Source organism: Pseudomonas sp. 7-41 (assembly GCF_021233075.1).
In the GTDB taxonomy this organism is placed as follows: domain Bacteria; phylum Pseudomonadota; class Gammaproteobacteria; order Pseudomonadales; family Pseudomonadaceae; genus Aquipseudomonas; species Aquipseudomonas veronii.
In genome coordinates this window covers 821,408-836,604 of record NZ_CP089551.1, presented here as the reverse complement: position 1 = coordinate 836,604, position 15,197 = coordinate 821,408, and the positions used below count along the sequence as shown (strand labels likewise).

The following is a 15,197-nucleotide window of genomic DNA, read 5'->3' as shown; positions in this document are numbered from 1 at the left end:
CCACCTTAACAAACAGACTCCCCACCGGCTAGAAAGCAAAACGCCAGCACGAGGCTGGCGTTTGGCATATTCAGGCAACGATCAACGCGGTACCACCGGCTTGCGGGCTGGCTTGCCGCCCTTGCCCTTGGCCGCATCCGCGCGTTCCTTGGCGGCCTGCTTGTTGCGCGCCATGGCCGCGGCCTTGGCTTGCTCGCGCTTGTCCCACGGGTTGCTGCCGTCGCTGCCACGGGGCGGCAGGCCGGTGTGCTGGGTGAGGATCCTGGTGGTGGTTTCCTTGGCGACCTTGTGGCTGCCGGCCGGCGTCGAGTTCTTGCGACGCGCGCTCTGGTAGCTGTCGGTGGCCGGCTGGTGCAACGGGATCAGTTGATCCTTGCCCGGCCCGATCAGGTCGGCGCGGCCCATGCGGGTCAGTGCTTCGCGCAGCATCGGCCAGCCTTTCGGGTCGTGGTAGCGCAGGAACGCCTTGTGCAGACGGCGCTGTTCTTCGCTCTTGACGATGGTCACCGCGTCGCTCTTGTAGGTGACCTTGCGCAGCGGGTTCTTGCCCGAGTGGTACATCGCGGTGGCGGTGGCCATCGGCGACGGGTAGAACGCCTGCACCTGGTCGGCGCGGAAGCCGTTGCCCTTGAGCCACAGGGCCAGGTTCATCATGTCTTCATCGGTGGTGCCGGGGTGGGCGGCGATGAAGTACGGGATCAGGTACTGCTCCTTGCCCGCTTCCTTGGTGTACTTCTCGAACATGCGCTTGAACTTGTCATAGCTGCCGATGCCCGGTTTCATCATCTGGTTGAGCGGACCTTCCTCGGTGTGTTCCGGGGCGATCTTCAGGTAACCACCGACGTGGTGGGTGACCAGTTCCTTCACATACTCTGGCGACTCAACGGCCAGGTCGTAGCGCAGGCCGGAGGCGATCAGGATCTTCTTCACACCCGGCAACGCACGGGCGCTGCGATACAACTGGATCAGCGACGAGTGGTCGGTGTTCAGGTTCGGGCAGATGCCAGGGAACACGCACGACGGCTTACGGCACGCGGATTCGATTTCCGGGCTCTTGCAGGCGATGCGGTACATGTTCGCGGTCGGGCCGCCGAGGTCGGAAATCACGCCGGTGAAACCCGGAACCTTGTCGCGGATTTCTTCGATCTCGCGAATGATCGACTCTTCAGAACGGTTCTGGATGATCCGGCCTTCATGCTCGGTGATCGAGCAGAAGGTACAGCCGCCGAAGCAGCCGCGCATGATGTTCACCGAGAAACGGATCATGTCGTAGGCCGGGATTTTTTCCTTGCCATACGCCGGGTGCGGGACACGTGCGTAAGGCATGCCAAACACGTAGTCCATTTCTTCGGTGGTCATCGGAATGGGCGGCGGGTTGAACCACACGTCCACTTCGCCGTGTTTCTGCACCAGGGCCCGGGCGTTGCCTGGGTTGGTTTCCAGGTGCAACACGCGGTTGGCGTGGGCATAAAGCACCGCGTCACCACGGACTTTTTCCACCGATGGCAGGCGGATCACGGTCTTCTCACGGGTCATGCGCGGGCTGGCCAGGATCTGCACGACCTTGGCTTCCTGCGGATCTTCAACCGGCCCCTTTTCCTGCTCGATGGCGCAGGCCTGGGTGTCCTGGGTATTCACGTATGGGTTGATGATCTTGTCGACCTTGCCCGGACGGTCGATACGGGTGGAGTCCACCTCATACCAGCCTTCGGGCGTATCACGGCGAATGAACGCGGTGCCGCGCACATCGGTGATGTCTTCGATCTTGTGGCCCCACGACAGGCGCTGGGCCACTTCGACGATGGCCCGCTCGGCGTTGCCGTACAGCAGGATGTCGGCGGTGGCGTCGATCAGGATCGAATTGCGCACCCGGTCCTGCCAGTAGTCGTAGTGGGCGATGCGGCGCAGGGACGCTTCGATGCCACCGAGCACGATCGGCACGTTCTTGTAGGCTTCCTTGCACCGCTGGCTGTACACCAGGCTCGCGCGGTCCGGGCGTTTGCCGGCCATGCCGCCAGGGGTGTAAGCGTCGTCGGAGCGGATTTTCTTGTCAGCGGTGTAGCGGTTGATCATCGAGTCCATGTTGCCGGCCGCGACGCCGAAGAACAGGTTCGGCTCGCCGAGCTTCATGAAGTCGTCTTTGGACTGCCAGTTCGGCTGGGCAATGATCCCGACGCGGAAGCCCTGGGACTCCAGCAGCCGGCCGATGATCGCCATGCCGAACGACGGATGGTCAACGTAGGCATCACCGGTGACGATGATGATGTCGCAGGAATCCCAGCCAAGCTGATCCATCTCCTCCCTGCTCATCGGCAGGAATGGCGCAGGACCGAAACATTCGGCCCAGTACTTGGGATAGTCAAATAACGGCTTGGCTGTTTGCATGACGGTGACCGGTGTTGAGATGAAAAATCGCGGGCGCGGAATATAGCACAAATTTTGACCAATTCCGACGATAACAGTAGGAATTGAACAGAAGGATTATTCGTCGTCGTCGAAGTTGTAACTGCCCGGCGCAAGGTTCTCGAAACGCGTGTATTTGCCGATGAACGCCAGGCGGATAAAGCCGATCGGGCCGTTCCGCTGCTTGCCGATGATGATTTCGGCAATGCCTTTGTGCTCGGTCTCCGGGTGATACACCTCGTCGCGGTAGACGAACATGATCACGTCGGCATCCTGCTCGATCGCTCCGGATTCACGCAAGTCGGAGTTCACCGGGCGCTTGTTGGGGCGTTGTTCCAGGGAACGGTTGAGCTGCGACAGCGCCACCACCGGGCAGTTGAATTCCTTGGCCAGGGCTTTCAAGGACCGGGAGATCTCGGAAATCTCGTTGGTCCGGTTGTCGCCGCTGGAACCCGGGATCTGCATCAGTTGCAGGTAGTCGATCATGATCAGGGCGATATCGCCGTGTTCACGCACCAGGCGGCGGGTACGCGCGCGCATCTCCGACGGGCTGATGCCCGCGGTGTCATCGATGAACAGCTTGCGGTCGTTGAGCAGGTTGACCGCCGAGGTCAGGCGCGGCCAATCGTCGTCTTCCAGGCGACCGGCACGCACTTTGGTCTGGTCGATACGGCCCAGGGACGAGAGCATCCGCATGATCAGCGATTCGCCTGGCATCTCCAGGGAGTACACCAGCACGGTCTTGTCACTGCGCAACACGGCGTTTTCCACCAGGTTCATCGCAAAGGTGGTTTTACCCATGGATGGACGGCCGGCGACGATGATCAGGTCGGACGGCTGCAGGCCGCTGGTCTTCTCGTCGAGGTCGGTGTAGCCGGTGGAGATGCCGGTGATGGCATTGTCGGTGTTGAACAGCGTATCGATACGGTCGATGGCCTTGGTCAGCAGGTCGTTGACGCTGACCGGGCCGCCGGTTTTCGGCCGGGCTTCGGCGATCTGGAAGATCTGGCGCTCGGCCTCGTCAAGGATCTCGGCGGCGCTGCGACCTTCGGGGTTGAAGGCGCTGTCGGCGATTTCGGTGCTAATGCCGATCAACTGACGCAAGGTGGCGCGCTCGCGAACGATCTGGGCATACGCCTTGATGTTGGCGACGGACGGCGTGTTTTTGGCCAACTCACCGAGGTAGCCCAGGCCGCCGACCTGGGAGGTCTGGCCTTCCTTGTCCAGTTGCTCGGCCAGGGTCACCACGTCGATCGGTGAGTTCTGGTCGGCCAGCTTGGCGATGGCGCGGAAGATCAGGCGGTGGTCATGACGATAGAAATCACCGTCCGAGACTTGATCCAGCACGCGTTCCCAGGCGTTGTTGTCCAGCATCAAACCACCGAGCACGGCCTGTTCGGCCTCGATGGAATGCGGCGGCACCTTCAGGGCAGCGGTTTGCAGATCGTATTGCTCAGGAGCTGAAATATCGTTCATGGCCACTTGGAATTAGGGGGTGTGTAAAAAACAAAAGGCACGACCTGTAAACAGGATCGTGCCCGATGTTAACCGCCTGGCACGCGAGGTGCCAGTCAGTTAGGTGCGACTTAAGCTGCTACCACGACAACGCGTACAGTGGCTTCAACTTCAGCGTGCAGGTGCACGGCTACGTCGAATTCACCTACGTTGCGGATGGTGCCGTTCGGCAGACGAACTTCGCTTTTCGCAACTTCAACGCCAGAGGCGGTCAGTGCGTCAGCGATGTCGTGGGTGCCGATCGAACCGAACAGCTTGCCTTCGTCACCGGCGGTGGCAGTGATAGTCACTTCCAGCTCAGCCAGTTGGGCAGCGCGAGTTTCGGCCGAAGCTTTTTTGTCTGCTGCTGCTTTTTCCAGCTCAGCACGACGCTCTTCAAACGCAGCCAGGTTGGCAGCGGTTGCAGCGGTGGCTTTGCCGTATGGCAGCAGGTAGTTACGACCGTAGCCGGCCTTAACGTTCACTTTGTCGCCCAGGTTGCCCAGGTTGGCGACTTTTTCCAGAAGGATCAGTTGCATGTGAAAATCCTCTAACTTTTAACCTTCACCGTTCGCGTTATCGGCGTCTTTCGGCGCCAGACGACCGCGAAAATCAATCAGGCCGTCGACAATGGCCAAAACCACGAGTAACGGATAGATCAGCTGCATGAACAGCATCAGCGTGACGTACAACCCCACCAGCCAGAACCTGGCCAGGCGCTTCTGCGCCACCAGCCCGTGAATCAGGGCCAGCCCGGAGAACACCAGCGGTACGCTGCAAAACAGCAATAACAAGGCCGCCTCTGGACCGAAGTTCGGTCCGACCACCATGCATGCCAGCAGCAACATCGCCGGGCCTGCGGGGATTCTGATACGGCGAAACTCGCGACCAAAACCACCCGGGTTGTACAACAACGCCTGCCAGTAACGCCCAAGCATCAGGCTCAGCACACTGACAATCTGCAACACCACCGCCATCAGGCCGATCAGGGCCGGTGCTATCAGCGCCGCAAGGCGCGCTCGCTCGTCTACCGACAATTGCTGGTAGAGCTCCCCGAGAGCCAGCGGCAGGACCTTGACGATCTCTTGCGCCAGCGCCTCGATTTGCGGGTGGAAAGCCGCGCCGAGCAACACTGAAAACACCAACCCCAATGCCACGCTGACCAGCAGCGTGCGGACCCAGGACTCACTTGCGCGTAAAACCAACGCAAGGCTCGACGACCCCAGCAGCACCATAAGCACTTTGGGTTCGCCCAATTGCAGCCACCAGATCAAGGCGGCCAGCAACCCCAGGGCCAGGACGCCAACGGCATCCTGCAAACCGCGCCGCAGAAGCACAAGGCATCCCGCGGCAGCACCCAACCAATACAACAACGGCAATGCTGCACATCCAGCCACTACCAGAGTGGCCTGCACGCGACCGCGCATGATGAACTCAGCTAAGGCGCGCATGCATTCAATCCCTTACTACTTGTCGACTGCCCGGTCTCAGCGGCCGTGGCTGTCGGTGTAGGCCAGCAGGGCCAGGAAGCGGGCGCGCTTGATAGCGGTGGCCAGCTGACGCTGATAACGTGCTTTGGTACCGGTGATACGGCTTGGAACGATTTTGCCGGTCTCGGATACGTAGGCTTTCAGAGTGTTGAGATCTTTGTAATCGATCTCTTTCACGTCTTCAGCGGTGAAGCGGCAGAATTTACGACGACGGAAGAAACGTGCCATTTGATAGGCTCCTTAAAAGGTCCGTGGATTACTCGTCAGCGTTATCGCTGTTGTCGCTGTCATCACTATCAGCGCTTTCAGCGCCTTCGTGCTCAGGACGGTCGCGACGCTCACGGCGCTCACTGCGGTTTTCTTCAGCCTTGAGCATCTCGGATTGGCCGGTAACGGCTTCTTCGCGACGGATGACCAGGTTACGGATCACAGCATCGTTGTAGCGGAAGTTGTCTTCCAGCTCGGCCAGGGCCTTGCCAGTGCATTCAACGTTCAGCATCACGTAGTGAGCCTTGTGAACATTGTTGATTGCGTAGGCCAGTTGACGACGGCCCCAATCTTCCAGACGGTGGATTTTGCCGCCGTCTTCTTCGATCAGCTTGGTGTAACGCTCTACCATGCCGCCGACTTGCTCGCTTTGATCCGGGTGGACCAAAAAGATGATTTCGTAATGACGCATGAATGCTCCTTACGGGTTGTAGCCTGCCGCTCAAAAACGGTCAGACAAGGAGTGAATGACACTTATGGATCTTGCCGCAGGGAGGCACATCGGTGCCTGCCAGGAAGGCAAGGGGCGCAATTGTAGAGAAGGGGGAGGAAGGGCGCAAGGTGATTGGTGATTATTTGAACAATCTTCCAGGCACCACAAAACAAAAGTGGGAGAGGGCTTGCTCCCGATTGCGGTGAGGCAGTCACATGATAGGTAACTGATCTACCGCAATCGGGAGCAAGCCCCCTCCCACATTTTGCATCTATGCCAGGCCCGACATTACTTCTTGGTCTTGGCCTTCGCACCGCGCTGGCGCTGGGCTTCGAACAGGCACACGCCGGTAGCGACCGACACGTTGAGACTGCTGACGCTGCCAGCCATCGGCAGATGAACCAGATAATCGCAATGCTCGCGAGTCAGGCGACGCATGCCCTTGCCTTCGGCGCCCATGATCAGGATGGTCGGGCCGGTGAGATCCTGGTCATAAATGCTGACCTCGGCCTCCCCCGCCGTGCCCACGACCCACAGGCCGCGCTGCTGGAGTTTCTCCAGGGTGCGCGCGAGGTTGGTCACGGCCACCAACGGAATCACTTCCGCCGCGCCGCATGCGACTTTACGCACAACTGGCGTCAACGTGGCCGACTTGTCCTTGGGCACGATCACCGCCAGCGCACCGGCAGCATCCGCAGAACGCAGGCAGGCGCCGAGGTTGTGCGGGTCGGTCACGCCGTCCAGCACCAGCAACAGCGGTGCGCCTTCGGTGCGGTCGAGCAGCTCGTCGAGCATCGCCTCGCCCCATACCTGGCTCGGGCTGACATCCGCGACGACGCCTTGGTGGACGCCTTCAACCCACACGTCCATTTCGCGACGCTCGGCCTGGCCGATCGCCACGCGGTTTTCGTTGGCCAGCTCGACCAGCGCCTGCACGCGCGGCTCGCTGCGACCTTCCGCCAGCCAAACCTGTTTGACGCGTTTAGGGTGATGACGCAGCAGTGCTTCTACGGCGTGGACGCCGTAGATTTTTTCCAGACTCATGACTTGGCCTTAGGTTTACGCGACCCGCCGCTTTTCGCGGGGGCCGAACCCGCTTTTGGCGGGCCTTTACGGTGTTTACTGGGCTTGCTCGACGGCTTTTCCGCCGTGTGGGGCTTTCCCCCAGACGCCGCTTTACCACCGCTTTTGGCTTCGTTGAGCAACTGCTGCTTCAACTCACGGCTTCTGCGCAGTTCGGCGTTTTTCGCCGCTGCGTCGCTTGGGCGGTAGGCCTCGGGAACCTTGTCCTTGGCCGCCGGACGACGACTGGCCTTGGCCGGCGCAGGCTCGGCAACCGCGGCTTTCGCAGGAGCGCCCTTGCCTTGGGTGGCCGGCGCGGCGGTTTCGCTGCCACGTTTTTTACGGCCGATCGGCGCGGCGATGGTTTTTTCGGCCATCTCGAAGTCGATCTTGCGTTCGTCCAGGTCGACGCGCATGACGCGCACTTCGACCGTGTCGCCCAGGCGGAAACTGCGACCGGTACGCTCGCCCGCCAGGCGGTGATGCACAGGATCGAAGTGGTAGTAGTCACCCGGCAAGGCGGTGACATGCACCAGGCCCTCGACGTAGATATCGGTCAGTTCGACAAACAGGCCAAAGCCGGTCACGGCCGTGATCACGCCAGGGAACGACTCGCCCACGCGGTCCTTCATGAACTCGCACTTGAGCCAGTTCACGACGTCGCGGGTGGCTTCGTCGGCACGGCGCTCGCTCATGGAGCACTGCTCGCCGAGCTGTTCCAGGGCCGCTTCGTCGTAAGGATAGATCCGCGCCTTCGGAATGGTCATGGCACCGGCGCGCTTGACGTGCGGGGTGTCTTGCTTGGAGTGGATCACGCTGCGGATCGCGCGGTGCGTGAGCAAGTCCGGGTAACGACGGATCGGTGAGGTGAAGTGGGTGTACGCCTCGTAATTCAGGCCGAAGTGGCCCTGATTGTCGGCGCTGTACACCGCCTGGCTCAGCGAACGCAGCATCACGGTCTGGATCAGGTGGAAATCCGGACGGTCCTTGATGCTGGCCAGCAGTGCCTGGTAATCCTTCGGCGACGGGCCGTCCTTGCCTTTATGCAGGGACAGGCCGAGCTCGCCGAGGAAGGCGCGCAGTTTTTCCAGACGCTCCGGCGGCGGGCCGTCGTGTACCCGGTACAACGCAGGAATTTCGTGCTTCTTCAGGAATTCAGCGGTGGCCACGTTGGCCGCCAGCATGCATTCCTCGATCAGCTTGTGCGCGTCGTTGCGGGTGGTCGGGGTGATCTCGGCGATCTTGCGCTCGGAACCGAAGATGATCCGGGTTTCCTGGGTTTCAAAATCGATCGCGCCACGCACATGACGTGCGCCCAACAGTACCTTGTACAGCGCATACAGCTGCTTGAGATGCGGCACCACACCGGCGTACTCGGTACGCAGGGCCTTGGCTTCGCTGGTCTTCGGCGTTTCCAGGATGGTGCTGACCTTGTTGTAGGTCAGGCGCGCCTGAGAGTGGATCACCGCTTCGTAGAACTGGTAGTCGGTCATTTCGCCGGTTTTCGAGACGGTCATCTCGCACACCATGGCCAAACGGTCGACTTTCGGGTTCAGCGAGCACAGGCCGTTGGACAGCTGCTCAGGCAGCATCGGGATCACGCGCTCAGGGAAATACACGGAGTTGCCGCGCACCTGGGCTTCGTTATCCAGCGCCGAACCGATCTTCACGTAGCTGGAGACGTCGGCAATCGCCACGTACAACTTCCAGCCGCCGGAGAACAGGCGCAACTTGCCAGGCTTGGCTTCGCAATACACCGCATCGTCGAAGTCGCGGGCGTCTTCGCCGTCGATGGTGACGAACGGCAGATGGCGCAGGTCGATGCGCTTTTCCTTGTCCTTCTCTTCGACTTCCGGCTTGAGCTTGGCGGCTTCCTTGAGCACGGCTTCGGGCCAGACGTGAGGAATATCGTAGGTGCGCAGCGCGACGTCGATTTCCATGCCCGGCGCCATGTAGTTGCCGACCACTTCGATGATATCGCCCTGAGGCTGGAAGCGCGGGGTCGGCCAGTGGGTGATTTTCACCTCCACGAACTGACCGACCTTGGCCGCGCCATTGCGGCCCGGGGTCACCAGCACTTCCTGCTGGACCTTCGGGTTGTCCGGAATGACGAAGCCGATGCCGCCTTCTTCGAAGTAACGCCCGACGATGGACTCATGGGCACGGGACACCACTTCGACGATCACGCCTTCACGGCGGCCGCGACGGTCCAGGCCCGACACGCGCGCCAGCGCACGGTCGCCATCGAACACCAGGCGCATTTGCGCCGGGCTCATGAACAGGTCGTCGCTGCCGTCATCCGGGATCAGGAAGCCGAAGCCATCACGGTGGCCGGCAATGCGACCCAGGATCAGGTCGAGCTTGTCCACGGGCGCATAGGTGCCACGGCGGGTGTAGATCAACTGAGCATCGCGCTCCATGGCACGCAGACGGCGGCGCAGGGCTTCGAGCTGGTCTTCGGTGGTCAGACCGAATTCTTCAACCAGCTGCTCGCGGCTAGCAGGCGAACCACGATCGGCGAGATGCGCCAGGATCAGTTCGCGGCTAGGAATAGGGTTTTCATATTTTTCCGCTTCACGAGCGGCCTCGGGATCGAGGGACTGCCAATCGGCCATTAGAGAGTTTTCACCTTGTCTATATGCGGGTTAGTTTGGCATACGCGTATTGAAACGGGAAATTTCAGGCGTCAACAAGCGTTTTAAAGCACTTTGTGACCCCCAACACGCACCTTGTACGACCATTGGCGAAATTTTCCAGGCTTTTTTCATGGCAGGGGTTTACAGTTCAAAAGCCACTCCGTATAGTGCGCGCCATCGACGACGGCAACGTTGAAGATACTGCCCAGATGGTGAAATTGGTAGACACGCCAGCTTCAGGTGCTGGTGACCGCAAGGTCGTGGAAGTTCGAGTCTTCTTCTGGGCACCAATTCAAAACTCGAGGTCAGCCTTGAGTTATCCAGAAACCCGCGAAAGCGGGTTTTTGCGTTACAGTCCTTTGATTCTTAACGAAAAACTGATTTATATTTTCGAATCAGGGGTTTACAGATCAAAAAGCGCTCCGTATAGTTCGCTCCATCAACAGCGGCAACGTTGCTTGATAATGCCCAGGTGGTGAAATTGGTAGACACGCCAGCTTCAGGTGCTGGTGATCGCAAGGTCGTGGAAGTTCGAGTCTTCTCCTGGGCACCAAATTCAGATCAAACCCGCGAAAGCGGGTTTTTTCGTTTCTGGGGTGTGAAAACCACCCCATGGATTTCTCCTTCATCCGTACTTGAGAAGCTTTATCGTTTATCCTTGCAACGATTTGTTGCACTCAAGCGAGGAAACTTCCGGATGATGATCCGTGGCACCCATCTCAAGACATCCCTTCTGCGTGGCCTTAGCTTCACTCTGCTCGGCCTGACCCTGCTCTCGCCCACCGCCTATTGCGCCGACAAGGTTGCCCTGACCCTGTACAACGGCCAACACAAAGAAGTCGGCGATGAACTCGCCAAAGCCTTCGAAGCCAAGACCGGCATTCACGTCAACGTGCGCAAAGGCAGCAGCAACCAACTGGCCAGCCAGGTCGTCGAAGAAGGCGCGCGCTCCCCGGCCGATGTGATCTACACCGAAGAATCGCCGCCGTTGAACAAACTCGGCGAGCAAGGCCTGCTGGCGAAAATCGACGCCGGCACCCTTGAGGTATTGCCCAAGGATTACATCGGCAGCCAGGGCGACTGGATGGGCGTGACCGCACGCACCCGCGTCGTGGCCTTCAACCCGAAACTGATCGCCGAGAAAGACCTGCCCAAGTCGGTCCTGGATTTCGCCCGCCCCGAATGGCAAGGCAAGGTCGGCTTCGTGCCCACCAGCGGCGCGTTCCAGGAGCAAGCCGTGGCGATCATCAAGCTGCACGGTCGCGAAGCCGCCGAAGAATGGCTGACCGGCCTGCGCGCCTTCGGCAAGGTGTACAGCAACAATATGGTCGCCCTCAAAGCCGTGGAAAACGGCGAAATCGCCAGCGTGCTGGTGAACAACTACTACTGGTTTGCCCTGAAGAAGGAAAAAACCAACCTGGACTCGCAACTGCACTACTTCACCAACGGCGATGCCGGCGGCCTGATCACCGTGTCTTCCGCTGCCGCGCTGAAATCCAGCAAGCACCCGCAAGAAGCCCAGCAACTGCTGGCGTTCATGGTCAGCGAAGAAGGCCAGCGCGTGATCACCAACACCTCGGCCGAATACCCGCTGCGCAAGGGCATGGAGTCCAGTCGCGGCCTGAAGCCGTTCAGCGAGCTGCAACCGCCGAAAGTCACCCCCGCCGACCTGGGTAACGCGCAAGAAGCCCTGGACCTGGAACGTGACGTTGGCCTGAACTGATGAACCCATCGCTCCGCGCTCCCGCCCTGCGCGGGGGCTACAGCCCGCGACGCAAGCGCCCGTCGATCTGGCTGTTGCTGCCTGTGCTGCTCCTGGTGGGCTTGAGCCTGTTGCCGCTGGCGTATGTCGGGCTCAAGGCCTGGCAAGCGGGCTGGGCGGAGGCCGTGCATCTGCTGTGGCGCCCGTATGTGTTCGGGCTGCTGCGCAACACCCTGGCGCTGATGGTCGGGGTGACGCTGGCGTGCGGCGTGATCGGCCTATCCCTCGCCTGGCTGCTGGAGCGCAGCAACCTGCCGGGGCGCCGTCTCTGGGGCGTGATCCTGTGCCTGCCGTTTGCGGTGCCGGCGTTTGTCAGCAGCTTCACCTGGGTGTCGCTGAGCGCTAACTTCGAAGGGCTCGGCGGGGCGATCCTGGTGATGACCCTGTCGAAATACCCGCTGGTGTTTCTGCCGGTGGCGGCGACCCTGCGCAATCTCGACCCCTCCCTCGAAGAGTCCGCGCGCACCCTGGGGCTGAATCGCTGGGGCGTGTTCCGGCGCATCACCCTGCCCTTGCTGTGGCCGTCGCTGTTGGCCGGGGCATTGTTGATCGCGCTGCATATGCTGGTGGAATTCGGCGCGCTGTCGATCATCGGCCTGCAGACCTTTACTACGGCGATCTATCAGCAATTCGAACTGGAATTCAGCAACGCCAATGCAGCGATGCTGTCGGCGGTGTTGCTGGCAATGTGCCTGACACTGCTGTGGCTGGAACTGCGCGTGCGCGGCAAGGGCCGACATGTGCGGATCGGCCAGGGTGCGGCGCGGCATGCGGAACAGATCCGACTGGGCAAGTGGGCGCCATTGGGGCAGCTGTATTGCCTGGCGTTGGCGATCATCGGCAGCGGCATTCCGCTGGGGATGCTCGGCTATTGGCTGGCGGTGGGCTCGTCGGCCGCGTTCCCGGTGGCCGAGATTGGTGAGGCGCTGCTGTCCTCCCTGGCGCTGTCGCTGGGCGGTGCGGCACTGTGCCTTGCACTCGCGGTGCCGGTGGGGTTGCTGGTGGTGCGCTACAAAGGCCCGCTGGCGCTCTGGGCCGAGCGCCTGCCGTACTTGCTGCACGCCCTGCCCGGCCTGGTGATTGCGCTGACGCTGGTGTACTTCGCCTTGCACTACGTGCCGGCGCTGTACCAGACGTCGGCACTGCTGCTGATTGCCTATGCGCTGCTGTTTCTGCCGCTGGCCCAGGCGCCGATCCGGACGGCCTTGAACAAGGCGGCACCGCAGCTGGAAGAGGCTGCACGCACGCTGGGTGCGTCGTCGTTCAGTGCCTTTTGCCGAGTGACCCTGCCGATTATTTTCCCGGCTTTGGGGGCGGCATTCGCGCTGGTATTTCTCGATGCGATGAAGGAATTGACCGCCACATTACTGCTCAGCCCGACCGGGCTGAATACCCTGGCGACGGCGGTGTGGGCGCATACCTCGAATATCGAATTCGCGGCGGCGGCGCCGTATGCGGCGTTGTTGATTCTGGTGTCGGGGTTGCCGGTTTATTTGCTCACGACGCGGATGTATCTGAGTCGCTGAAACCGCTATCGGGGGCAAGCCCCCTCCCACAGTTGACTGGGCTCCAGCTTTGGAATGCAGTCGAATGTGGGAGGGAGCTTGCTCCCGATAGCGACGGCACAGACCACACTAAGCCCGGAACTGCCCCAGGCTCGCCTTCAACTGCGCCGCCAAGCCATCCAGCACCTTGCCGCTGGCCGTGGTTTCCACCACAGCCTGTGCGGCACGCTCGGCCTGGGCATGGATCACCTCGACCCGCCCACGCACCGCATGCGCGCCCTGGGCCTGATGCTCGGCCGCACGAGTGGCCAGGCCAATCGCCGCATGCACCTGCTCCACCGAGGCCTGCACCGTCTGCTGCAAGCGCACACTGTCGCGCAGCACCAGCAAGCCTTCGTTGGCCTGGCGCCCGGCCTTGCCAATGGTTTCGACCGCCTCGCGCGCGCCCTGCTGCAACGCCACGATATGTGCCTGGATATCGCCGGTGGAGCTTTGGGTTTTACTCGCCAGCGCACGCACCTCGTCCGCCACCACCGCAAAGCCACGCCCGGTCTCACCGGCACGCGCCGCTTCGATGGCCGCGTTGAGCGCCAGCAGGTTGGTCTGCTCGGCGATGCCATGGATCACCGTCAATACCACTTCGATCTGCTCGCTTTGCGCGGCGAGGCGCTCGATGACCTTGGAACCGGCCTGCACCTGGCCCGCCAGCGCTTCGATCAAGCTGCCGACTTCAGCCGAAGTGCGTGAGTTTTCATCCGTGGCCTGGCGTATATCCACCACCTGCTGCAGCGCGGCCTGCATCGCATGGCTTTCGGCCTGCGCCTCATCCGCCATCTGCGACAGCGCGCGCAGGCTCTCGGCCACTTCGTCGCGCTGCAAACCGGCAGCCGCATCGGCGCCGGCATTGCGCAAGGTCATCGCGCCGATTTCCACACCGGTACGCTGCGCCACATCGCCGGCCTCGCGCACGATGGGCTGCAACTTATCCACAAAGCGATTGACCGCCGACGCCATGTCGCCGATCTCATCTTTGCTGTTGATCTGCACACGCTTGGTCAGGTCGCCCTCGCCCGCCGCCAGATCATCCATGGCCGCGATCAACAGTTTCAGGCGATTGACCACCCGCCGCCCGAGCACCACCGCGATCAGCAGCAGCACACCGAAGCCGACCGCCGCGAGCCCCATGCCGATGCGCCAGCGCAAGGTGCCCGCCGCGTCCTGCACGGCATTGGTGGTGTTGGCGGTCATCTGGGTAGCGGTCGCCTGCGCCGACTGCAGCCTTGCGCCCATGGCGGCCGCGCTATCGGCCGCCGCCCCCTTGAGGCTATCGCCCACCAACTGATCGCCGCTGGCGATCAGTGTCGCAAAGCGCTTATCCAGCGCCTGCAGGTTGGCTTCCACCGACGCGGTCGAGACCCCCATGCGAACCTTGCCGATCTCGACGCCGTTGGGGCTGATGGACGCTTCGACGTAGTACACAGAAGGGTCCGCCTTGGCGGCGTCCAGCACTTTATCCAGGGCGCGGTCGCCCTTGCCCTTTTCCAGCAGCGCCTGGTTGATCGGGTTTTCCCGATTCAGATAGCGGGTCAGATGCTCACCGGCGGCGTCGTCGTAAACCACGAACAACACGTTGGGATTGCGCTGGGCCCGTCGGGCGAACTCCGACAGCGTCGGCACATCGTTGTCCCACATGGCGCGAGGCGCCACGGAGGCCAGCAGTTGCGCCATGTCGTTAGCGGAGTCTTGCAGGTCTTTTTCCAGGGTCGCACGCAGTTGCTTCTGCTCTTCCTGCAGGCGCGTGGAAAGCCCGACGGTCAGACGCTGACGGGTACTGCTGGACAAACTGTCCAGGCTGGATGTGACTTCCTTGCCGGCCTGGGCCAATTCGCCGGACAGTTTCTGACTGTCGACCCCGAGGCGATTGCCCAAATCAGCTTCCAGCGCCGTGACTGTGCTCCGAGTAAGAGCGACCGCCACCAGCACTTGCACCAAAAGAGCGATACCTAGGGTAACGAACACCGGCCGCAACAGACGACTTTGTAACAATGAGAGAACGGCAGACATCGGGAATCCCTCCACCACGGGTGCCATTAATTTGATAGCACCGCGAAAGAAGGAAACACAGCAAGGGTCGTGCCGCTTGGC

Annotated in this window: 11 protein-coding genes and 2 tRNA genes; 4 read left to right on the top strand and 9 right to left on the bottom strand. The window is 61.3% G+C overall.

Annotated features, from left to right (window positions below):
* Positions 1 to 81 precede the first annotated feature (81 nt).
* The 8 genes from LQ249_RS03575 to rnr form a co-directional block, all read right to left on the bottom strand.
* Positions 82 to 2,385: a YgiQ family radical SAM protein gene (locus tag LQ249_RS03575; RefSeq protein ID WP_026140380.1), complete on the bottom strand. Its 2,304-nt coding sequence runs from the start codon at positions 2,383 to 2,385 to the stop codon at positions 82 to 84.
* 96 nt (positions 2,386 to 2,481) lie between these two features.
* Positions 2,482 to 3,879, bottom strand: a complete 1,398-nt coding sequence (gene dnaB / locus LQ249_RS03570; RefSeq protein WP_017849744.1) for a replicative DNA helicase — start codon at positions 3,877 to 3,879, stop codon at positions 2,482 to 2,484.
* A 110-nt stretch (positions 3,880 to 3,989) separates the two neighbouring features.
* Positions 3,990 to 4,436 (bottom strand): 50S ribosomal protein L9, encoded by a 447-nt coding sequence (gene rplI / locus LQ249_RS03565; protein ID WP_010563337.1) that lies wholly within the window; start codon positions 4,434 to 4,436, stop codon positions 3,990 to 3,992.
* 18 nt (positions 4,437 to 4,454) lie between these two features.
* On the bottom strand, positions 4,455 to 5,348 hold the full coding sequence (locus LQ249_RS03560; protein WP_026140381.1) for a hypothetical protein: 894 nt from the start codon (positions 5,346 to 5,348) through the stop codon (positions 4,455 to 4,457).
* A 36-nt stretch (positions 5,349 to 5,384) separates the two neighbouring features.
* The gene (rpsR, locus tag LQ249_RS03555) at positions 5,385 to 5,615 is read right to left on the bottom strand and encodes a 30S ribosomal protein S18 (RefSeq protein ID WP_002551829.1); all 231 of its coding nucleotides are present in this window, start codon (positions 5,613 to 5,615) and stop codon (positions 5,385 to 5,387) included.
* A 28-nt stretch (positions 5,616 to 5,643) separates the two neighbouring features.
* The gene (gene rpsF / locus LQ249_RS03550; RefSeq protein WP_003217491.1) at positions 5,644 to 6,066 is read right to left on the bottom strand and encodes a 30S ribosomal protein S6; all 423 of its coding nucleotides are present in this window, start codon (positions 6,064 to 6,066) and stop codon (positions 5,644 to 5,646) included.
* A gap of 309 nt (positions 6,067 to 6,375) precedes the next feature.
* Complete coding sequence (rlmB, locus tag LQ249_RS03545) at positions 6,376 to 7,131, bottom strand: 23S rRNA (guanosine(2251)-2'-O)-methyltransferase RlmB (RefSeq protein ID WP_046384896.1); 756 nt, start codon at positions 7,129 to 7,131, stop codon at positions 6,376 to 6,378.
* Complete coding sequence (rnr, locus tag LQ249_RS03540) at positions 7,128 to 9,764, bottom strand: ribonuclease R (protein WP_232566193.1); 2,637 nt, start codon at positions 9,762 to 9,764, stop codon at positions 7,128 to 7,130. The genes rlmB and rnr overlap by 4 nt, the downstream gene beginning before the upstream one ends.
* Positions 9,765 to 9,988: 224 nt before the next feature.
* Between rnr and LQ249_RS03535 the strand changes: the two genes are divergently transcribed.
* The 4 genes from LQ249_RS03535 (at position 9,989) to LQ249_RS03520 (ending at position 13,073) form a co-directional block, all read left to right on the top strand.
* Positions 9,989 to 10,075: transfer RNA gene (locus tag LQ249_RS03535), tRNA-Leu, on the top strand.
* A gap of 176 nt (positions 10,076 to 10,251) precedes the next feature.
* A tRNA-Leu gene (locus LQ249_RS03530) sits at positions 10,252 to 10,338 on the top strand.
* 144 nt (positions 10,339 to 10,482) lie between these two features.
* Complete coding sequence (locus LQ249_RS03525) at positions 10,483 to 11,508, top strand: extracellular solute-binding protein (protein WP_169881370.1); 1,026 nt, start codon at positions 10,483 to 10,485, stop codon at positions 11,506 to 11,508.
* Positions 11,508 to 13,073, top strand: a complete 1,566-nt coding sequence (locus tag LQ249_RS03520) for an ABC transporter permease (protein WP_126588422.1) — start codon at positions 11,508 to 11,510, stop codon at positions 13,071 to 13,073. Before LQ249_RS03525 ends, LQ249_RS03520 begins: the two co-directional genes overlap by 1 nt.
* A gap of 108 nt (positions 13,074 to 13,181) precedes the next feature.
* Here LQ249_RS03520 and LQ249_RS03515 read toward each other — a convergent pair whose 3' ends face one another.
* The gene (locus LQ249_RS03515; protein ID WP_057003675.1) at positions 13,182 to 15,116 is read right to left on the bottom strand and encodes a methyl-accepting chemotaxis protein; all 1,935 of its coding nucleotides are present in this window, start codon (positions 15,114 to 15,116) and stop codon (positions 13,182 to 13,184) included.
* Positions 15,117 to 15,197 lie beyond the last annotated feature (81 nt).

Coding starts and splice junctions, on each gene's coding strand:
- LQ249_RS03575 (WP_026140380.1), bottom strand. CDS start 2,385: ATGCAAACAGCCAAGCCGTTATTTGACTATCCCAAGTACTGGGCCGAA.
- dnaB (WP_017849744.1), bottom strand. CDS start 3,879: ATGAACGATATTTCAGCTCCTGAGCAATACGATCTGCAAACCGCTGCC.
- rplI (WP_010563337.1), bottom strand. CDS start 4,436: ATGCAACTGATCCTTCTGGAAAAAGTCGCCAACCTGGGCAACCTGGGC.
- LQ249_RS03560 (WP_026140381.1), bottom strand. CDS start 5,348: ATGCGCGCCTTAGCTGAGTTCATCATGCGCGGTCGCGTGCAGGCCACT.
- rpsR (WP_002551829.1), bottom strand. CDS start 5,615: ATGGCACGTTTCTTCCGTCGTCGTAAATTCTGCCGCTTCACCGCTGAA.
- rpsF (WP_003217491.1), bottom strand. CDS start 6,066: ATGCGTCATTACGAAATCATCTTTTTGGTCCACCCGGATCAAAGCGAG.
- rlmB (WP_046384896.1), bottom strand. CDS start 7,131: ATGAGTCTGGAAAAAATCTACGGCGTCCACGCCGTAGAAGCACTGCTG.
- rnr (WP_232566193.1), bottom strand. CDS start 9,764: ATGGCCGATTGGCAGTCCCTCGATCCCGAGGCCGCTCGTGAAGCGGAA.
- LQ249_RS03525 (WP_169881370.1), top strand. CDS start 10,483: ATGATGATCCGTGGCACCCATCTCAAGACATCCCTTCTGCGTGGCCTT.
- LQ249_RS03520 (WP_126588422.1), top strand. CDS start 11,508: ATGAACCCATCGCTCCGCGCTCCCGCCCTGCGCGGGGGCTACAGCCCG.
- LQ249_RS03515 (WP_057003675.1), bottom strand. CDS start 15,116: ATGTCTGCCGTTCTCTCATTGTTACAAAGTCGTCTGTTGCGGCCGGTG.